The organism is Alphaproteobacteria bacterium, from assembly GCA_035625915.1.
In the GTDB taxonomy this organism is placed as follows: Bacteria; Pseudomonadota; Alphaproteobacteria; order JACZXZ01; family JACZXZ01; genus DATDHA01.
Map to the genome: position 1 here is coordinate 1 of DASPOR010000192.1, position 17,022 is coordinate 17,022.

Here is a 17,022-nt window from a genome sequence, read left to right on the forward strand (position 1 = left end):
GGCCAAGCGCCCGAGCTGCTTCGAGCCCCGCCGGGCCCCCGCCGACGATCAGCACGCTATCTGACGAACCCTTGGGCTGCATTCGCTCGGGGTGCCACCCTTTTCGCCATTCCTCCATGAAGGTGGGATTCTGCGTGCAGCGCGAGATCGACATTGTCATGTCGCCGGTGATGCAGATGTTACAGCCGATGCATTCGCGGATGTCTTCGATGCGGCCTTCTTCGATCTTTTTTGGGAGGAACGGGTCGGCGATGGAGGGGCGGGCGCAGCCGATGAAATCGAGGATGCCCGACTTCACCATTCGCACCATCACGTCGGGTGACGTGAAGCGCCCAACCCCGACGACGGGCTTGGACGTCAGTCCGCGAATGCCGGAGACGAGCGACTCTTGCGCGGCCTCCTCCTTGAAGCGCGAGGGACTCGAGCAATTCGCCCAGGTGCCGTGTGCAAGATCCCACAAATCGGGAAGATCGCCATTAATGGCCACCATGTCCCGGACTTCCGCGTTGGAAAACCCAAGATCGCCAATCATCTCGTCGAGCGAGATGCGCAGCGTAATTCCGCATGCGTCACCGATCGTGTCTTTGCCTACCTCGACCAATTCGCGCATCAGGCGCGATCGGTTCTCCAGCGAACCGCCGTATTCGTCGCTCCGCTGGTTCGTCGCCCTAGAGAGAAAATGCTGGATAATGCCGAAACCATGCGCGCCATAAAGGCACACGAGGTCGAAACCGGCCTGTTTGGCGCGCTTGAACGCGTTCCTGTGCCAACGGCGCAGATCGCGGATGTCCTCCTTGTCCATCGCGCGAGCCTGGACAGGGTCGTTGGTGAATGTCCGGATCGGCAAGGCAGAGGGCCCGAGCGGCACCTCCTTCGTGTAGAGATTGGGGCCGTTGATCCCCGGATAAGCGAGCTGGATGCCGGCAAGGGCGCCATATTCATGCATTGCATCCGCCATGCGGGCCAGCATGGGGATGTCGGCGTCGTCCCACAATCTGAGTTCGATATAGGGCGTGATCTCCGAGGTATGGTGCATCTCTGTCTGTTCAGTGAAGATGACGCCCCAGCCTCCTTCGGATTTGATGCGCCGCATTTCGGCCGCCGCGGAAGGATCGCGATAACCTCCGCCATTGCAATGGGGCACCTGGTAGAACCTGTTCTTGGCGATTACCGGACCGATCCGCACACGCTCGAACAAAATGTCATAGCGAGGTTCTCTCATGGCGGGCCTCTGAAGACGATACTCCACAGCAAAAAATTGCCGAAAGAGAATGAGTTTTCCCCGCGCAATGCTTCGCTTATGGCTAATCGCACCTTCCGCGAGGGTCTCTTTTAGACGGCCGAAAGCCGACGGCTTTGGATCGCGGGGATTGTATCCGTCGTCGCGGCGCGTCGCTATAACCCGAGGTAGGCCGTTTGTACCTTCTTGTTATCCGCCAACTCGGCGCTGCTACCGTGCATGATCACCTTGCCGCTCTCCAACACATAAGCGCGCTCCACCAACGTGAGCGCGCGGCTCACGTTCTGCTCAACCAGGAGGACTGCCGTGCCCATCGAGTGGATCTCCTGGATTTTCTCGAAGGTCGTATCGGTGACGACAGGCGCAAGCCCTAGCGATGGCTCATCGAGCATCAGCAATCGCGGCTTGAGCATCAGTCCGCGGCCGACAGCGAGCATTTGCTGTTCGCCCCCGCTCATCGTGCCGGCGAGTTGTTTGCGACGTTCGGCCAGCACGGGAAAGATAGTGAAGACCAGGTCAAGCGTGCGGCTACGCTCAGCCTTGGCACTTGCGATATAGGCCCCGATCTCAAGGTTCTCCTTCACTGTCAGTTCGGGAAATACCTGGCGGCCTTCCGGGACATGGGCGATTCCAAGTTCGGTGATTTTGTAGGGCGGTAGCGAAGAGATGCTCGTGCCCAAAAATGTGATCGTGCCGGCGGTCAATCGAACGAGACCGGATATTGCGCGCAAGGTGGTGCTCTTACCGGCGCCATTCGCTCCCAGGAGTCCCACGGCTTCGCCCTCGCCGACAGCCAAACTGATGTCGCTCACGGCGGGAACTGATCCGTACGCAGCGCTTATGCCCGACAGCGTCAGCACTGAACTCCTCCGACTGTCGCCACGGGCGTGTGGCCGGATCCCAGGTAGGCGCGGATTACGTCCTGGTTTGCGACAATCTCCCTCGGATTGCCTTCGGCGATCTTCTGGCCATGATCAAGCACGACGATGTGGCGCGCTACGGCCATGATGGCGCGCATGACGTGCTCGACGATGACGATTGTCAGTCCGCGCTTCGATAGCATTCCAATCAGTGCCACGGCTTGATCGATTTCAGCCGGGTTGAGACCAGCCATGACCTCGTCGAGAAGCAGCAGCCGAGGTTCGGTCGCCAACGCACGCGCCATCTCGAGCCGCCGTTGGTCTATTGTCGTCAATTCGCGTGCCGAGACATGCTCCTTGGCGGACAGGCCGACAAAGTCTATCGCTTCGCGGGCCCGCTCGCGCGCGAGATCGGGCGTCTTGACGCGCAAAAAGGCACCGGTCATCACGTTTGCCAACACCGTCATTTTCCCAAACGGCCGCGCGACTTGAAATGTACGGGCCAATCCGTGGGCGCAGATATCGTGCGGCCGCAAGCCCACGAGCTCTCGGCCGAAAGCGAGCACCGATCCGGCATCGGGCCGGTGGTAGCCCGTGATGAGATTGAAGCTTGTTGTCTTACCCGCACCGTTCGGTCCGATTAGCGCAACCGTTTCGTTTTCCTCGACCGAAAAGCTGAGGCCCTGAACGGCGCGGAGCCCGCCGAACCACTTGCTGAGATCGCGAATGACGAGGGCTTCAGCCATCGAGCGGAACTTCTGTCGCCGGTGCTGCGCCCGCGCGGAAGGCTCGCTCGTACGCAGCCGTCAGAATGCCGATTAGTCCCGTCGGCCGCCAAAGAATCACGGCGATCAGGATGAGGCCGTAGACCGTCAATTGCACCCCACCGTGGCTGCTGCCGAGCCAACTTTGAAGAAGAGAGGAACTCCCTTCCAATAAAACCGTGCCCACGACAGGACCCCACAACGTGCCAATTCCGCCGACAATGGACACGAGAGCCGCTTCTACCGAGACATTGAAGCTGAACGCGGTATTCGGGTCGATGAAGTAGATATACTGGACATAGAACGTGCCGGCCAAAGCGGTAAGAAAAGCGCTTATCAAATAGATGTTTCGCTTGATCTTGAGCACGTTCACGCCGACCGCTTCGGCGGCATCCTCATCCTCGCCGACGGCGACCAGGTAGTAACCCATCCACGATCGCTCGATCCAGTACGTGATGGAGAGGCCGACGGCAAGCATGGCAAGCGCAATGTAGTAATACGCTGCCTTAGCGTCGAACTGCATCATCCACGGCGAATTCCCAAGGTTGGGCAACGTAACCCCCTCTGCACCCCACGCAAGGTCGCGAAGCTTGAGAAAGAGAAGCATCAAGACTTGTGCCGTCGCGATGGTCGCGATCGCAAAATACGGTCCGCGCAATCGAAAACACACAGCACCGATCGGCAGGCTTGCCAGCATCGCCACAACCCCGCCGGCCAGGATTCCGATCCACGGAGAAATACCGAATCGAATGAGCAAGATCGTCGAGGTGTAGGCGCCGAGCCCGAAATACGCGGCATGGCCCAGTGAGAGCTGCTTCGCGTAGCCGCCCATCAGGTTCCATGCGACGCCAATGAAAGAAAATAGAAGCACCCTGATGAAGACGTCGATCGCAAACGGGCTCGACACCAAAAGTGGCAGCACGAGAACGATCACGCCGAGCGCGCCGAGCCAAAGCGTGCTCGATGGGCTTGGCTTGCGCATTATCGCGTCCACCCTCCAAAGAGGCCTCTCGGCCTGATCGCGAGCGTCAGCAGAAGCATAACGAACACGACGATCAGCCCCGAGTCGGCGCCGACGAACTGAATCCCCAGCGACTCTGCGATGCCCATCATCAGGCTCGCGATCAACGCACCCGTGATATTGCCTAGGGTTCCCAAAACGACGGCGACAAACGCCATCAATACAAATACCTGCCCGACCATCGGGTAGGCGGGGTAGAACGGCATGAGCAGGGAGCCGGCAGCGCCGGCAAGCGCCAAAGCCACGCCGACCGCAACGCAGAAAACACGATCGGGATTAATGCCCATCAGCATTGCAACGTCTCGATTCTGGGCCGCAGCGCGCATTGCTTTTCCGAGATCCGTCGCATGCAGAAAGAGCCATAGTGCGCCGCTCAGCAACATCGCGACGACAAATGCTATGAGTTTTGCGACTGCAATATAGATCGCGCCGAGATGGATCGCCGTTTCCGTGTACGGGGTTTGCACGGTCCGGTAGTTCGCGGTGAACAGAAGCAGGGCACCATTCACCAATAGCAGGGAAAGGGCAAAGGTAAGGAAAATTTGGGGCATATCGCCGAGGGCTAAAACTCTGCGAATCAGGAATTGCTGCAACAATACGCCGACAAGAAAGAGGGTCGGCATCGAGACGACAAGTGAAACCAGGGGATCGACCCCGAAGCGGGTCGCGAGAAAGTAGCTGATGTACATGCCGATCATCACGAACTCGCCTTGGGCGAAGTTGACGATCTTCACCACGCCAAAGATGAGCGTGACGCCAATACTCACAAGCGCGTAGATTCCACCGATAAGCAAGCCGTTCACGACGGCTTGGGCCACTGTCGCAAGCATGGGTCCCGCGTTGAATCTAGGCTTTCACGATTGGCGCACGGGCATCTTCCTTGGGAAACACCGTTGCCAAGTCGCCATGTTGCCACTGTACGCCGACTGGATGAGCGTAAATATTCTTGCCATCAGGGCCGAATTTCACCCGACCGCCGGGGCACATCGCAGCGTAACCCTCCGAAGCATCGAGCGACGCGAGAGAGTCGCGCACCTTCTGCGGGTCGGTTGACGCCGCGCGTTCGAGGGCGTCGGCGATCATGAAGGTTTGTGCGACGAGACCGCCGGCGTACTCGAAAAGAAATTCCCCGTACTGGCTCTTGTATGCTTCGTTCACCTTTTGGGCATTGGCGTCGATGTCGTGGTTCCAATGCGCGACACCCAACAGGCCGTCCGCGAGCGTTCCAACGTTCTTATAGAAGTCGGGAATGACAAACCCCCCGGAGCCGCCGTTAATGGCAATTTCCAGACCAACCTGCTTGATTGTGCGGATGATGAGGATCAGGTCGTTCAGGTAGGAAACGGGGAACAGCATGTTTGCGCCTGAGGCCTTGACCTTATTGATCAGGGGACCGGCATCGGTAAGGCCAGCCGAGTACGGTTCGAACAAAACGATCTCCGCTCCCGCTTCAGGCGCCTGTTCGCGCAGGCCGTTCGAGGTCGCCGTTCCGAACGCCGTGTTCTCAAACACCACCGCCACCTTCGGATTGTCGCTCACCAGCTTGGCCATCTGAAGCTGCGCTTGAGCGAATTGGGAGGCGCGCGCGAACGGTGTAAAAGTGTAGTGGCGGCCCTTGTTGAGCTGGTCGGAGCTTGAGCCGGTCAGGAGCGGAACTTTCGCGCGTTCAGCCACTTCGCTCGCGATCAGCGTCAAAGCGCTGGCAAAGCACCCGTGAATCGCCGACAGCTTATAGCCGCTGATCAAGCGATCGGTTTCCGTGCGCGTCACGGTCGTATCGCTTTGCACATCCGAGATGATGAGATTGAGCTTGGCGCCGCCCAAAGACTTGATGCCGCCGCCGTCATTGACCATTTGGACCGCGAGCTTGGCGGCGTTGACGCATCCTTGGCCAATTTGTGCAAAGTTGCCGGTGACCGGATAAAGTGCGCCGATATTCACCGCCTCGGCCGCTCTAGATTTGCGTAGAATACCGAGGGCCGCGAGAAATCCGCCGGCCAGCATACCGCCTGCGGACTTCTTGAGAAAATTCCTTCGACTGTGCCGGCTGGCAACGGCCCAATTCCGTGACGTTCCCATTTTCATCTCCCTGACCGTTATTTCTGCCTTTGGCGTTTCTTTTTGGGAGCTGTGACCGCCAGAATCGCGGCGGTCTTCTTGCGACGGGCCGGCCCCGCCGATTGCGAGCGCGCCCAATTTGGCAAAAGTATTGACGTATCGTATGTATACAACATAAATTGCAGGATTGTAAACAATCGCCTCTTGTTAATCGGCGCCCCGTGCGTGGGCTCGGCTTGGTTCCCGAAGGGCTGCAAAGTGACGCCAAATCCAGGCCATTGGGATTTGGCGATCCTGGGGCCACCGGCGCTGGCCCTTGGTAAGTATCGATAGGCAATGCCTAGGAGTCGACGGGGTCGCCAGGCGGTGCGTTTGCCCATTTCAGGACCTTGAAGGATTCCGAGATCCCTCATGACCCTAAATCGAACGACACGAACAAAGCAGGTGAGATCGGGCGCGAGCGCCACCGGGCGTCGGCCGAAACGCGATTTGATTTCGAGACCACGCATGCACGAACGCGCCATGCACGATCTCATCGCGACGAGCCTGGAGGAGGATATCGTCCTAGGGAGACGCCACCCGCGCGAGCGCCTCGTCGAACAGGACCTCTGCGAACGCTTCAATACGCATCGAGGCGATGTGCGTCATGCACTGTTCGAGCTCGAAAAGAAGGGAATTGTTCAGCGTATCCCGAATCGCGGTGCGATCGTACGGGATCTTATGCCGAGGGATGTCACGGAGATATATGCAGTACGTGAGGAAGTGGAGGTGATGGCCGCGCGCATTCTTCCCTTTCCTGTCGCTGCGTCCGATCTCACCAAGCTCACCAAGCTCCAGGAACGGCACAGTGCCGCGATCGACAACGATGACATGCTAACCGTGTTCTATACCAATATGCATTTTCACCATACGCTGTTCGGCCTCTGCGGAAACGCGTGCCTTATCGAGACGATCAAGTACCTCGAGCAAAAGGTTTATGGAATCCGCTTCTATGCCAATGCATTTCCCAAGGCGCTCGAACGCGCTCGCCATGATCATGTCGCCATGATCGAGGCGTTGCGCAATTCGAGCCGTGACGACCTGATTAGCCTCATTAGACAACACCTGAAGCCATCGCCCCAGGCTTATATCCGTGCCTACGAACGCCGCTTTGGCACGCCCAGCTAAAAAGTACTCGAATTCGAAATTATGAAGCTTGCATAAAGCTCATATCACCCGAGTTGAATGTAGCTGTGTTAGGCTTGGTCGATGCGGCGGCCCATCTCAGCCCCGTCGATCCCGTGCCGGGGGCGCAATTCGCCGTTGAGGAGGCATGGAAATGAAGTCGCAGTATCGCGCCGTGGTCATCGGCGGCGGCGTCGTTGGAACGTCGGTGCTTTATCACCTGGCGAAGCTCGGCTGGAGCGATGTGGCGCTGATCGAACGATCGGTGCTGACCGCCGGCTCGTCATGGCATGCGGCCGGTGGCGTTCACGCGCTCAACGCCAATCCCAACATCGCCGTGCTGCAGGCCTACACGATCGACCTTCTGAGCCAAATCGAGAAGGAGTCCGGACAGGCGATCGACATGCACATGACGGGTGGCATCTCCGTTGCGTCCGCTCCTGAACGCTGGGAATGGCTGCAAGCTGCCTATCGCACTTTCCAGGCGGTCGGCATCGAAGATGTTCGTCTCATCGGGCCGGATGAGATCAAGGCGCTCTGTCCGATTATCAGCGTCGAGGGCGTGCTTGGCGGCTTGTGGGCCGATCGCGAAGGTTACGTGGACACGACTGGCACGGTCTGGGCGTATGCCGGTGCGGCGAAGAAGCGCGGCGCCACAATCGTCGAGCACAACCGCGTCGTCGAGTTGAAGCACCGGGCGGACGGACTCTGGGACCTCGTTACCGAGCAGGGGATGATTACGGCTGAACACGTCGTCAATGCCGCAGGTCTCTGGGCAAAGCACGTGGGACGAATGGCAGGGCTCGACCTGCCGCTTTCGCCCTTGGAGCACCACTACCTCATCACCGAGACGATCCCCGAAGTGGCTGCACTCGGGAACAAGAGGGAATTGCCGCTCATCGTCGATCTCGAGGGCTTTACCTATCTGCGGCAGTATCAAAAGGGAGTCCTGCTCGGAATTTACGAGACGAAGCCGCAGCATTGGGCAATGGACGGTGCCCCCTGGGACTATGGGATCGAGCTCCTGCAAGAGAATGTCGACCGCATTTCGGTCGAACTCGAGATGGGCTTCACCCGCTTTCCCTGCCTGCAGACCGCCGGTGTCAAGAAATGGGTGAACGGCGCTTTCACATTCTCCCCGGATGGCAATCCGCTCGTCGGGCCGGTCGCGGGCAAACGCGGCTATTGGCTCGCGTGCGGCGTGATGGCGGGCTTCCTCCAGGGTGGCGGCGTTGGCAAGTCACTCGCCGAGTGGATGGTGTGCGGTGAGCCGCTAACCGATGTCTACGGAATGGACATCGCCCGCTATGGCGAATTCGCTTCGAACCGGGAGTATATCCGCCAGACGACCGGGCAATTCTACGCCCGTCGCTTCGTCATGTCGTACCCCAACGAGCAGCTGCCGGCCGGGCGTCCGCTCCGCACGGCGCCGGCCCACGATGCGATGAGTGCTGCCGGGTGCCGCTGGGGCAATTCCTGGGGTCTAGAAGTGCCGCTCTACTTCGCAACGGAGGGCTTCGTTGAACCACCGACGCTGAAACGCTCCAGTGCCTTCGACATCGTGCGCGGAGAATGCCATGCGGTGCGCGAGCGGGTCGGGCTTCTCGATATCTCCGCCTTTTCGCGTTACGAGGTGACCGGCCCGAAGGCACGTGAGTGGCTGGATGGACTCTTGGCGTCGAAGCTGCCCGGTCCCGGGCGGGTTCGGCTCACGCCGATGCTCGGCGAGAACGGCAAGCTCAAGGGTGACCTCACGCTCTTCAATTGGGGCGACGAAACGTGGTGGATCACCGGGTCCTACTATCTGCGCCAGTGGCACATGCGCTGGTTTTCCGACCACGCAAAGCCGGGTGTTGAGGTTCGCGACATCTCGGACGCAACGCTCGGCTTCTCACTGAGCGGCCCGCGCTCGCGAGATGTGCTGGCGCGCCTCACCCATCAGGACGTGTCTCAGGCAGCGCTCCCCTTTATGGGCTGTGCGGTGATAGACGTTGGTTTGGCTCGTGCCAGGGTCGGCCGCCTCTCGGTTGCAGGCGAACTGGGATACGAGATCCACTGTCCCGCCCTCAATCACACGGGACTTCGCCGGGCATTGCTCGATGCGGCGGAGGACCTTGGCATCGTCGAATACGGCTTCGTGGCACTCAATTCGCTCCGCCTCGAAAAAAGCTTTGGCATCTGGTCGGCCGAGTTTACGCAAGCCTATACGCCGCGGATGACCCGCATGGATCGCTGGATCGCCTGGGACAAAGGTGAGTTCGTGGGGAGGATGGCGGCACAAGCCGAACGGGAGAGCCCCGCGCCAGAGCGAGTGCTCGTGACTCTCGAGATCGATGCTGCCGATGCCGATGCCGCAGGTTACGAGCCGGTCTGGCAAAGTGGAAAGATGGCTGGATTTGTTACTTCCGGTGGCTACGGTCATACCGTCGACAAGAGTCTCGCCATGGCGCTGGTGGCGCCGGAGGTTGCGAGGGTAGGGACGCCACTCGCTGTGCACGTGGTCGGTGTCGAGCGCGCGGCGAAAGTCATCCCGAACTCGCCACACGACCCACAGGGTGCCTGCATGCGTGCCTGAAAACGTCGCGTATCCAAGGGTCACACGCCTTGGTGCAGAACCTTTGCGCCACGTCGTCGCATCCCGCGACGCAGCCGGTCGAAATACGTCGGCGACATCGGCGAGTACCCAGCGAACGTTCTTATTGGGTGCACAGTTTGGAATTCCGATAGCGCTTCGCCTGGGTTCGAAAGGGTTTTGACCGCTCGTGGATTGACGCCTTCTCTCCACCTCAATAGGATGGCTGTACAAAAGACGCAGCAATAAAAGGTAAAAGAGTCAAACATAAGCGGTCATCCGCGGCGAGCCGAAGGGCGAAAGCGCATGCGTGGGATTCTAATCAGGAATGCGCGCTGGCTTGTTACCATGGACCCCGGGCGGCGCATTCTTACCGACGGCGCCGTCGCGATCGAGGGCGATCGGATCGTCGCCGTCGGCAAGACAGCGGACGTCGTGGATCGGTTCCGCGCCGATAAGGACATCGATGCGAGCGAGTGCCTCGTGCTCCCGGGCCTCATCGACACTCACGTTCATAACTCACAACAACTTGGCCGCGGCCTGGCCGACGGTTGCGACATCCCCAAACATCTTCTCGAACGGCTCTACGGCTACGAGAAGGAGATGATGGAGGACGACGCGTATTGGTCGGCCCTTTGTTGTCAACTCGAGCTTATCCGGGCAGGGACGACCTGCTTCATCGATCCGGGCAGCTACTTCCCCGAACTTACCGCGAAGGCGCTCGGAGAGAGTGGGCTTCGCGGAATCGTCGCGCGCACTGCATTTGACGTGCACGATACGCCGATCGGCCCTTTGCCATCGCGAATGTTCCGCGAGACGACCGAGATCGCCGTGACCAAGGCCCGTGAGGTCGTCGAAAAGCTGAATGGCCTCCACGAGGGCCGCGTGCGGGCCTGGTTCGCGCTTCGCATCCTCTCGGGCTGTTCAGACGAGCTTATTCAACAGATCAAGCGCGAGGCGGACGCGCACCGCGTTGGCGTCGTGTTGCATGCCTGCGAATCGCGCGACGAGGTTGCTGGTTCGCGCATGAAATATGGCATGTCCGAAGTCGAGCGCATGGAGAAGCTCGGGGCGCTCGGCCCCAACATGTGCCTTATCCATTTCGGGTGGGCGAGTCCCAAGGAGATCGTGCTGAGCATGAAGCACGACCTCAAAATCTCCTGCACGCCGTCGACGGGCTACCGCCTCGGCATGGGAAGCATCGAGTTCGGCCGCTTCCCGGAGATGATCGAGCTCGGGGTAACCGTCGCACTCGGATCCGACGCCGCGATGTCGAGCAACTATCTTGATATCGTTCGGGAGATGTTTCTTGCGTCCGGTGGGTGCAAGGCGCAACGCCTCGACCCCACTATCATGCCGCCCGAGACCATGCTCGAGATGGCCACCCTCAATGGCGCCAAGGCGGCATTATGGAGCAATGAGATCGGCTCCCTCGAGGTCGGGAAAAAGGCGGACATCGCCGTCTTCGATACGCGCGGCGTCGAATGGCGGCCCGTGCTGAATCCGCTCGCCAACCTGATCTATTCCTCGCGTGGCGGGGCCGATACGGTGATCTGCAACGGCAAAGTGCTGATGGAGCGAGGTGCTGTCTTGAGCCTCGACGAGCCGCGCATTCTCGCCGAGGCTCAGCGCCGCGGCGAGCGCATCGCGGCAGCCTCCGGACTCGGTGAGCGCATCAAGCCGAAATGGCCGGTGCTCTGATACCCATGGAGAGCGAATGTTGCGGCCGATCTTCCGGACAGTCGCGGCACGGTGACGCCACGCGTGACTCTGCAAGGGCGTCATGACCAGGGTCAATCGGCGCGCGATATTGAAAGGTTTCTTGGCGGGCGCTTTGTCCCTTCGGTATTTAGAGGCGGCGGCTGAGGAGCCGTTGGCGTTGGTCGAGGGGGCGAAGAAGGAAGGGATGCTTGCGTTCGCGACTTCGGTCTCGGCCGCGGGCTTTCCGAAATTCATGGATGCATTCAGCGCGAGGTACCCCTTCCTGGACGTGAACAGCGGTTACTACTCGGCGCCGACCGGCCGCGTGCTCGCGCGCGTCAACGCCGAGGTCAACTCGGGAAACCTGAGCTTCGACGTGTTGCATGTCGCCAATTTGGTGCCGTTCCTTACGATGGCGCGGACCGGCCACTTGCTATCCTACCATTCCCCCGAACTCGCGGCCTATCCGGCAGACGCCCACGGCGACGATCTCTGGACCACGGCACGGATCATCGGGGTCATCATGGCTTACAACAAGAACGTACTTTCGCCGGAGCAAGCGCCGAAGGCGTGGGTCGACATTCTTAATCCGCAATTCAAGGGCCGGAAGCTGATCATTCAAGACGCCGCCGCCGGTACGGCATTCAATCAAATGTATATCCTGGAAAAGCTGCTTGGCACCGAGTTCATGCAAAAGTGGGGAGCACAGGAGCCAATTATTGTCGCGACGGCTGCGCAGCTCATCGATTTGCTGGTTCGCGGCGAGGCTCTCGTCGGCGCTACAGTTGATCATTTCCGCGCCTTTGAGCCCGATGCTGTCAAGGCGGGCATCGTTGCCGTTTACCCCAAGGAGGGCATGCCTCTGGCCCTTGCGCCGATCGCCATTCTGAAGGACGCCCCGCACCCCAACGCTGCAAAATTGTTTGTGGACTTCGCGCTCTCGCACGACGGCAATACGCTCCTGGCGCACGATATATTCAATGTGTATTCGAGTCGTAGGGACGTGGAGCCGCCGGTAGGGCAGTTGCCGCTCGATCAGACCCATCCGTTACTGCCACAGGATTTGGCCGACTACGAAAAGGCAGCGGCCACTTTTCCAGAGCATTTCGATACCTTCTTCAAAAGCTAGCGTGGCGCCCTTTCGTGCCAGGATTGGCGGCGTGTGCTTCGAAAAGCTCGGTTGTCGCTTGAGCGCCGCCGACGTTTCGACGGAGCGGCTTGTCGCTCTTGGGTTGAGCGTTGTCTTGACGCTTCTGGTCATCTCGCCACTCGTGGCGGTCACAATCGCCGCCGTGACGGATCCGGCTGGCCTCAGCGCACAGCCCTTCATTGCCGTACTGGGTGCGACGCGCACGATTGCGAACACCGTGACCATCGCCGTCGGTACAACCTTGTTCGCCAGTATAGTCGGCGGCGCTCTTGCGCTCTTTCTCGCGCGGATCAATACGCCGTCCCGCGCGTTGTTGTCGCAGCTCGTAACGTTGCCGCTTTATATAACGCCGTTGCTCACGGCTATTGCCTGGTCCTGGCTCGGCTCACCGCGAGGCGGACTGATCAACATTTTCGGCCGGCAAGTTCTGGGGGTCGACGGCCTCTTGAATCTGCAAACTAGTGGCGGAATTATATTCGTCTCCGCACTGGCATACGTGCCGTTGCCGTTCTTGCTGGTCAGTGCCGCACTGAGGGGGATGGACCCATCGCTCGAAGAAAGCGCACGCATCCACGGGGCAACTACTTTCCAATCGCTGAGGTTGATAACGCTTCCGCTGATGCTACCGGCAATTCTCGGTAGTGCATTGCTCGTTTTCGTGCAAACGATGGGCCTGTTCAGCGTGCCCGCGGTCCTGGGTATGCCCAGCGGGATCTACGTTGCGGGAACCGAGATCTATCGCTCGCTCAACAATTTCCCGCCCCGGGTCAATCAAGCCGCCGCTTGGGGTCTGTTACTGTTGGGTATAACGTCTCTTCTCGTTTGGATGCAGACAGCCCTCCTCAATCGCCGTTCTTTCGTGACGATCACCGGCAAGGCATATCGGCCTCGCATTCTCGAGATTGGATCGACTAGATACGCGCTTGCCGTCGTCGCCTGGCTCTACATTACGGCGGCTGTGATCCTGCCCCTTGCGACGCTCGTGTGGGCCGCACTCGTGAATTTCATCACTGTCGACTTCAAGTTGATGTCATTCGATTTCCGGCATTTTAGGTACGTCCTGCTCGAATACCCCAAAACATATCTCGCAATGGAGAACAGCATCATTTTAGGAATCGCGACTGCCACCGTCGGATGCGCTCTAGGGCTCGGTACAAGCTGGATTATCGTGCGCACACGTAGCCGATTGCGCCTTTATCTCGACCAAGTCAGCATGTTTCCACTTGCCGTGCCATCGATGGTGTTGGCCCTTGGCGTGCTTTGGGTATATGTCCGGGCCACGTGGCTTCCGATTTACGGCACGATCTGGATCCTGCTTGTGGCCTATGTGACACATTACATTCCCATCTGCGTGCGGGCTGGCTCCGGGGCACTTCGCTCCCTGCACGTCGAACTCGAGGATGCGGCTCGCATTACGGGTGCGAGCTGGACAAAGATGCTTCGTTGGATCACCTATCCATTGACGCGCCCCACATTGATTTCCACCTGGACACTTTTATTCATCCTATCTCTGCAGGAAATCAGCTCTTCGATCCTCCTGTACACGAGCCGCACGACGGTACTCTCGGTCGCAGTATTCGACCTTTGGGAGGCGGGCAATGTCAACGCGCTGGCTGCCCTCGGAGTCGTTCAGCTCGCGATCACTTTCCTCGTCCTGCTCGGTTTCTTGCAGTTTCGCCGCGAGATCCGCGTATGAGCGCATTTCTGGAGGTCGAGCACCTTACCGCCGGATATGGACCGCTCGTTGCCGTCGAAGACGTTACATTCGCTGTGAGCCAGGGTGAGCATGTGACGCTTCTCGGCCCATCGGGCTGCGGGAAGACGACAACCTTGCGAACAATCGCAGGATTGGAGACCCCGAAGAGCGGGCGCATTGTGATCGATGGCAAGGTTATATTCGATGCCGACGAAGGCCGAAATGTACCGCCGGAAAAGCGCGGCCTTGCGATGGTGTTCCAATCCTACGCCATCTGGCCCCACATGAGCGTTTTCGATAACGTTGGCTTCGGCTTCCGTGTGCGCGGAATAGGGCGACGACAGGCTCGCCCAGCCGTCGAGCGTGCACTCTCTCTCGTCACCTTGTCTGCTGTCGCCGGCCGTCCGGCGAGTGCACTATCGGGCGGCCAGCAACAGCGCGTCGCGCTTGCGCGAGCCATCGCCTATGAGAGCAAAGTCCTTCTCCTCGACGAGCCAATGTCCAATTTGGACGCGCAATTACGAACGGAAATGCGTGAGGAGTTGAACGACCTTCGCCGCCAATTGGGATTCACCGCAGTATACGTCACGCACGACCAGGAAGAGGCTTTCGCGCTTTCGGATCGGATCGTCGTAATGCGAGGCGGACGCATCGAGCAACAGGGTGCGCCAAGCGAGATTTATTGCGCGCCCAAAACGTCCTTCGTCGCCGCCTTTCTCGGCATGAAGAATATCTTCGATGCGGAACTTTATCCCATTTCCGGCGACCGCAAGATGGTCGAGGCAAGGCTCGCGCCCGATGTCGTGCTTCGAGTTCTAAATTCATGGATAACTGCAGCAGCGTCGCATCCTGCGAGGATTGGCTTTAGGCCCATTGACGTGCGACTCGAGACTGCGGGTGCTGCGCCGGCGGAAGGAACCCCGGGCATTGTGACGCGGTCACTTTTCTTAGGTGACGTTGCCCACTACTATGTCCGCTCGGGACCGATCGAGATCTGTGCTCATGGCCGGCCGCGCTCTGAGATCGTGGAAGGTCGAGCCGTCCGATGGTCGGTCGATCCCGACCGCTGTGTGGTTCTTCGGGAATAGCATGCAGTGTAATGGTGGCGAACTGTGGAGTAGATGCAATGACGGCCGCCGGCGCTTCGACCATCCAAGATCGGCAGCGCGCTAATCGCGGTCTGCGCATACTTTGTCCGAACGGCCATCTCGGTTTCGCACCGACCAAACTCGGCAGTTTCCAGCTTGGGCTCGCGGCCGAGCCCGACCTGATCGCGTGCGATTCCGGAAGTTGCGATTGCGGGCCCGGTCCCCTGGGCTCCGACGGAAGTGCGAGTCCGCTTGCCTGGCAAAGGCACGACATCGAGGCCATGCTTCTCGGCGCGCGGCGACTCAAGGTGCCGATGATAATCGGCTCGGCCGGTGACACGGGGACAAATAGTCGCGTCGATCGCTATGTCGAGATCGTGAAGGAGCTTGCCGAACGGCACAGGATTCCGCCCTTCAAGCTCGGTTATTTCTACTCCGAGGTTTCGAAGGATGTCGTGCGCGCGAAGATTGAGGCAAACGATCCCATCCGTGGTCTCGACGGCCGGCCGGACCTCACGCTTGCCGAGCTCGATGCCAGCGATCGCATCGTCGCCGTTGCAGGCGTTCATCCGTTTATCAAACTGCTCGACATGGGTGCAGACGTCATCATCGGCGGCCGCTGCAGCGACTGCGCGATTTTTGCAGCCCCTGCGATCCGAAGGGGATTTCCGGAAGGCCTTTCCTATTTTTACGGCAAAGTCATGGAGTGCGCCTCGTTTTGCGCCGAGCCTTATGCTGGCAAGGAGTCCATCATCGGCGAAATCACCATGAAGGATGTAAAGGTGACGGCGATGTTGCCGGAACAGCGCTGCACGGTCGCCTCGGTTGCGGCGCACTCAATGTACGAGCGAGGCAATCCTTATTTTGAATTTTTTCTCGGCGGCCATATCGACATGCGCGACTGCGTCTACGAGCAGTTCGATGACCGTACGACGCGGGTTACTGGCCCACGCTTCATTCCAGCCGAGGAGTTGCGGGTGAAACTGGAGGGTGCTGGCAAAGTCGGCGAGAGGTATGTGGGGATCGCCGGCGTGCGAGACCCCTATACGATCTCTCGCATCGACGAGGTGATTGCTTGGGCCAAAGCTGCTGTTAAAGAGCGCTATGGTGACGAAGGTTATCAACTTACCTACACCGTGTACGGCCGCGATGGAATCCTCGGCGAACTAGAGCCAATGCGTAATCGTCCAGCTCACGAACTTTGCATCGTCGTCCAGGGCGTGGCGTCCACAGGGGAGATGGCTGAAGAGATTTGCATGATTGGAACGCGGCAGATGTTTTATGCTCGTCTGCCGAACGTGAAAGGAACCGCGGGCGGCGTCGCTTTTATGCTTGATGAGGTCATGCCGGCGACGCCGGCCTATCGATGGACGCTCAATCACACAATGCGAATCGATCACCCCCTAGAGTTCTTCCCGGTTCATGTGACCGAAATAGGAGCGTAAGTAATGATCGATGCCGGCGTGCGCGTTCGGCCACTGGTGTCTCTGGCCAAGACGATTCGGAGCAAAAATGCCGGCGTGGACAAGATAACCTTTGACGTGATTTTCCAAGACAAGGCGGCGTACGACGTCGTTCGCCGCAGTCGAGTCCTATCTCGCGAGGCCGTCTGCAAGATCTATGGCATATCGGATTCGCGCATCAGCGATCACGTCGAATTCGAGCCCGGGCTTGCAATCAAATTTACCATCTATCGAAAGGCGCCGAG

General features: G+C 59.3%; 14 protein-coding genes. 8 read left to right on the forward strand and 6 right to left on the reverse strand.

Annotated features, from left to right (window positions below; genetic code table 11):
- The 6 genes from VEJ16_15015 to VEJ16_15040 all read right to left on the reverse strand — a co-directional run.
- Positions 1–1,222, reverse strand: a 1,222-nt coding sequence (locus VEJ16_15015; GenBank protein ID HYB10976.1) for an NADH:flavin oxidoreductase, incomplete at its 3' end; no start/stop codon positions are given.
- Between the two features lie 173 nt (positions 1,223–1,395).
- Positions 1,396–2,100 (reverse strand): ABC transporter ATP-binding protein, encoded by a 705-nt coding sequence (locus tag VEJ16_15020; GenBank protein ID HYB10977.1) that lies wholly within the window; start codon positions 2,098–2,100, stop codon positions 1,396–1,398.
- Positions 2,094–2,846: an ABC transporter ATP-binding protein gene (locus tag VEJ16_15025; protein ID HYB10978.1), complete on the reverse strand. Its 753-nt coding sequence runs from the start codon at positions 2,844–2,846 to the stop codon at positions 2,094–2,096. The genes VEJ16_15020 and VEJ16_15025 overlap by 7 nt, the downstream gene beginning before the upstream one ends.
- Entirely contained in the window at positions 2,839–3,846 is a 1,008-nt protein-coding gene (locus VEJ16_15030; GenBank protein ID HYB10979.1) for a branched-chain amino acid ABC transporter permease, read from the reverse strand. Before VEJ16_15030 ends, VEJ16_15025 begins: the two co-directional genes overlap by 8 nt.
- Positions 3,846–4,715, reverse strand: a complete 870-nt coding sequence (locus tag VEJ16_15035; GenBank protein HYB10980.1) for a branched-chain amino acid ABC transporter permease — start codon at positions 4,713–4,715, stop codon at positions 3,846–3,848. Before VEJ16_15035 ends, VEJ16_15030 begins: the two co-directional genes overlap by 1 nt.
- 16 nt (positions 4,716–4,731) lie before the next feature.
- Positions 4,732–5,964 (reverse strand): ABC transporter substrate-binding protein, encoded by a 1,233-nt coding sequence (locus tag VEJ16_15040; protein HYB10981.1) that lies wholly within the window; start codon positions 5,962–5,964, stop codon positions 4,732–4,734.
- A 486-nt stretch (positions 5,965–6,450) separates the two neighbouring features.
- Here VEJ16_15040 and VEJ16_15045 point away from each other — a divergent pair, with 486 nt between their 5' ends.
- From VEJ16_15045 to VEJ16_15080, 8 genes are all read left to right on the forward strand, one after another.
- A complete protein-coding gene (locus VEJ16_15045; protein ID HYB10982.1) occupies positions 6,451–7,110 on the forward strand; it encodes a GntR family transcriptional regulator in 660 nt (219 codons plus the stop codon).
- A gap of 151 nt (positions 7,111–7,261) precedes the next feature.
- Positions 7,262–9,682, forward strand: coding sequence for an FAD-dependent oxidoreductase (locus VEJ16_15050; protein HYB10983.1), 2,421 nt, complete (start codon positions 7,262–7,264; stop codon positions 9,680–9,682).
- Positions 9,683–9,985: 303 nt separating this feature from the next.
- The gene (locus tag VEJ16_15055) at positions 9,986–11,380 is read left to right on the forward strand and encodes an amidohydrolase (protein ID HYB10984.1); all 1,395 of its coding nucleotides are present in this window, start codon (positions 9,986–9,988) and stop codon (positions 11,378–11,380) included.
- 82 nt (positions 11,381–11,462) lie between these two features.
- Positions 11,463–12,509 (forward strand): extracellular solute-binding protein, encoded by a 1,047-nt coding sequence (locus tag VEJ16_15060; protein HYB10985.1) that lies wholly within the window; start codon positions 11,463–11,465, stop codon positions 12,507–12,509.
- A 31-nt stretch (positions 12,510–12,540) separates the two neighbouring features.
- A complete protein-coding gene (locus VEJ16_15065) occupies positions 12,541–14,226 on the forward strand; it encodes an iron ABC transporter permease (GenBank protein ID HYB10986.1) in 1,686 nt (561 codons plus the stop codon).
- Positions 14,223–15,314: an ABC transporter ATP-binding protein gene (locus tag VEJ16_15070; GenBank protein ID HYB10987.1), complete on the forward strand. Its 1,092-nt coding sequence runs from the start codon at positions 14,223–14,225 to the stop codon at positions 15,312–15,314. Before VEJ16_15065 ends, VEJ16_15070 begins: the two co-directional genes overlap by 4 nt.
- 38 nt (positions 15,315–15,352) lie before the next feature.
- Positions 15,353–16,759 carry an acyclic terpene utilization AtuA family protein gene (locus VEJ16_15075; GenBank protein HYB10988.1) on the forward strand — a complete coding sequence of 469 codons (1,407 nt, stop codon included), beginning with the start codon at positions 15,353–15,355 and terminating at the stop codon, positions 16,757–16,759.
- Between the two features lie 3 nt (positions 16,760–16,762).
- On the forward strand, positions 16,763–17,022 hold a 260-nt coding region (locus tag VEJ16_15080), incomplete at its 3' end, for a DUF4387 family protein (protein HYB10989.1).

Coding starts and splice junctions, on each gene's coding strand:
- VEJ16_15060 (HYB10985.1), top strand. CDS start 11,463: ATGACCAGGGTCAATCGGCGCGCGATATTGAAAGGTTTCTTGGCGGGC.
- VEJ16_15035 (HYB10980.1), bottom strand. CDS start 4,715: ATGCTTGCGACAGTGGCCCAAGCCGTCGTGAACGGCTTGCTTATCGGT.
- VEJ16_15055 (HYB10984.1), top strand. CDS start 9,986: ATGCGTGGGATTCTAATCAGGAATGCGCGCTGGCTTGTTACCATGGAC.
- VEJ16_15040 (HYB10981.1), bottom strand. CDS start 5,964: ATGGGAACGTCACGGAATTGGGCCGTTGCCAGCCGGCACAGTCGAAGG.
- VEJ16_15025 (HYB10978.1), bottom strand. CDS start 2,846: ATGGCTGAAGCCCTCGTCATTCGCGATCTCAGCAAGTGGTTCGGCGGG.
- VEJ16_15050 (HYB10983.1), top strand. CDS start 7,262: ATGAAGTCGCAGTATCGCGCCGTGGTCATCGGCGGCGGCGTCGTTGGA.
- VEJ16_15070 (HYB10987.1), top strand. CDS start 14,223: ATGAGCGCATTTCTGGAGGTCGAGCACCTTACCGCCGGATATGGACCG.
- VEJ16_15075 (HYB10988.1), top strand. CDS start 15,353: ATGACGGCCGCCGGCGCTTCGACCATCCAAGATCGGCAGCGCGCTAAT.
- VEJ16_15045 (HYB10982.1), top strand. CDS start 6,451: ATGCACGAACGCGCCATGCACGATCTCATCGCGACGAGCCTGGAGGAG.
- VEJ16_15030 (HYB10979.1), bottom strand. CDS start 3,846: ATGCGCAAGCCAAGCCCATCGAGCACGCTTTGGCTCGGCGCGCTCGGC.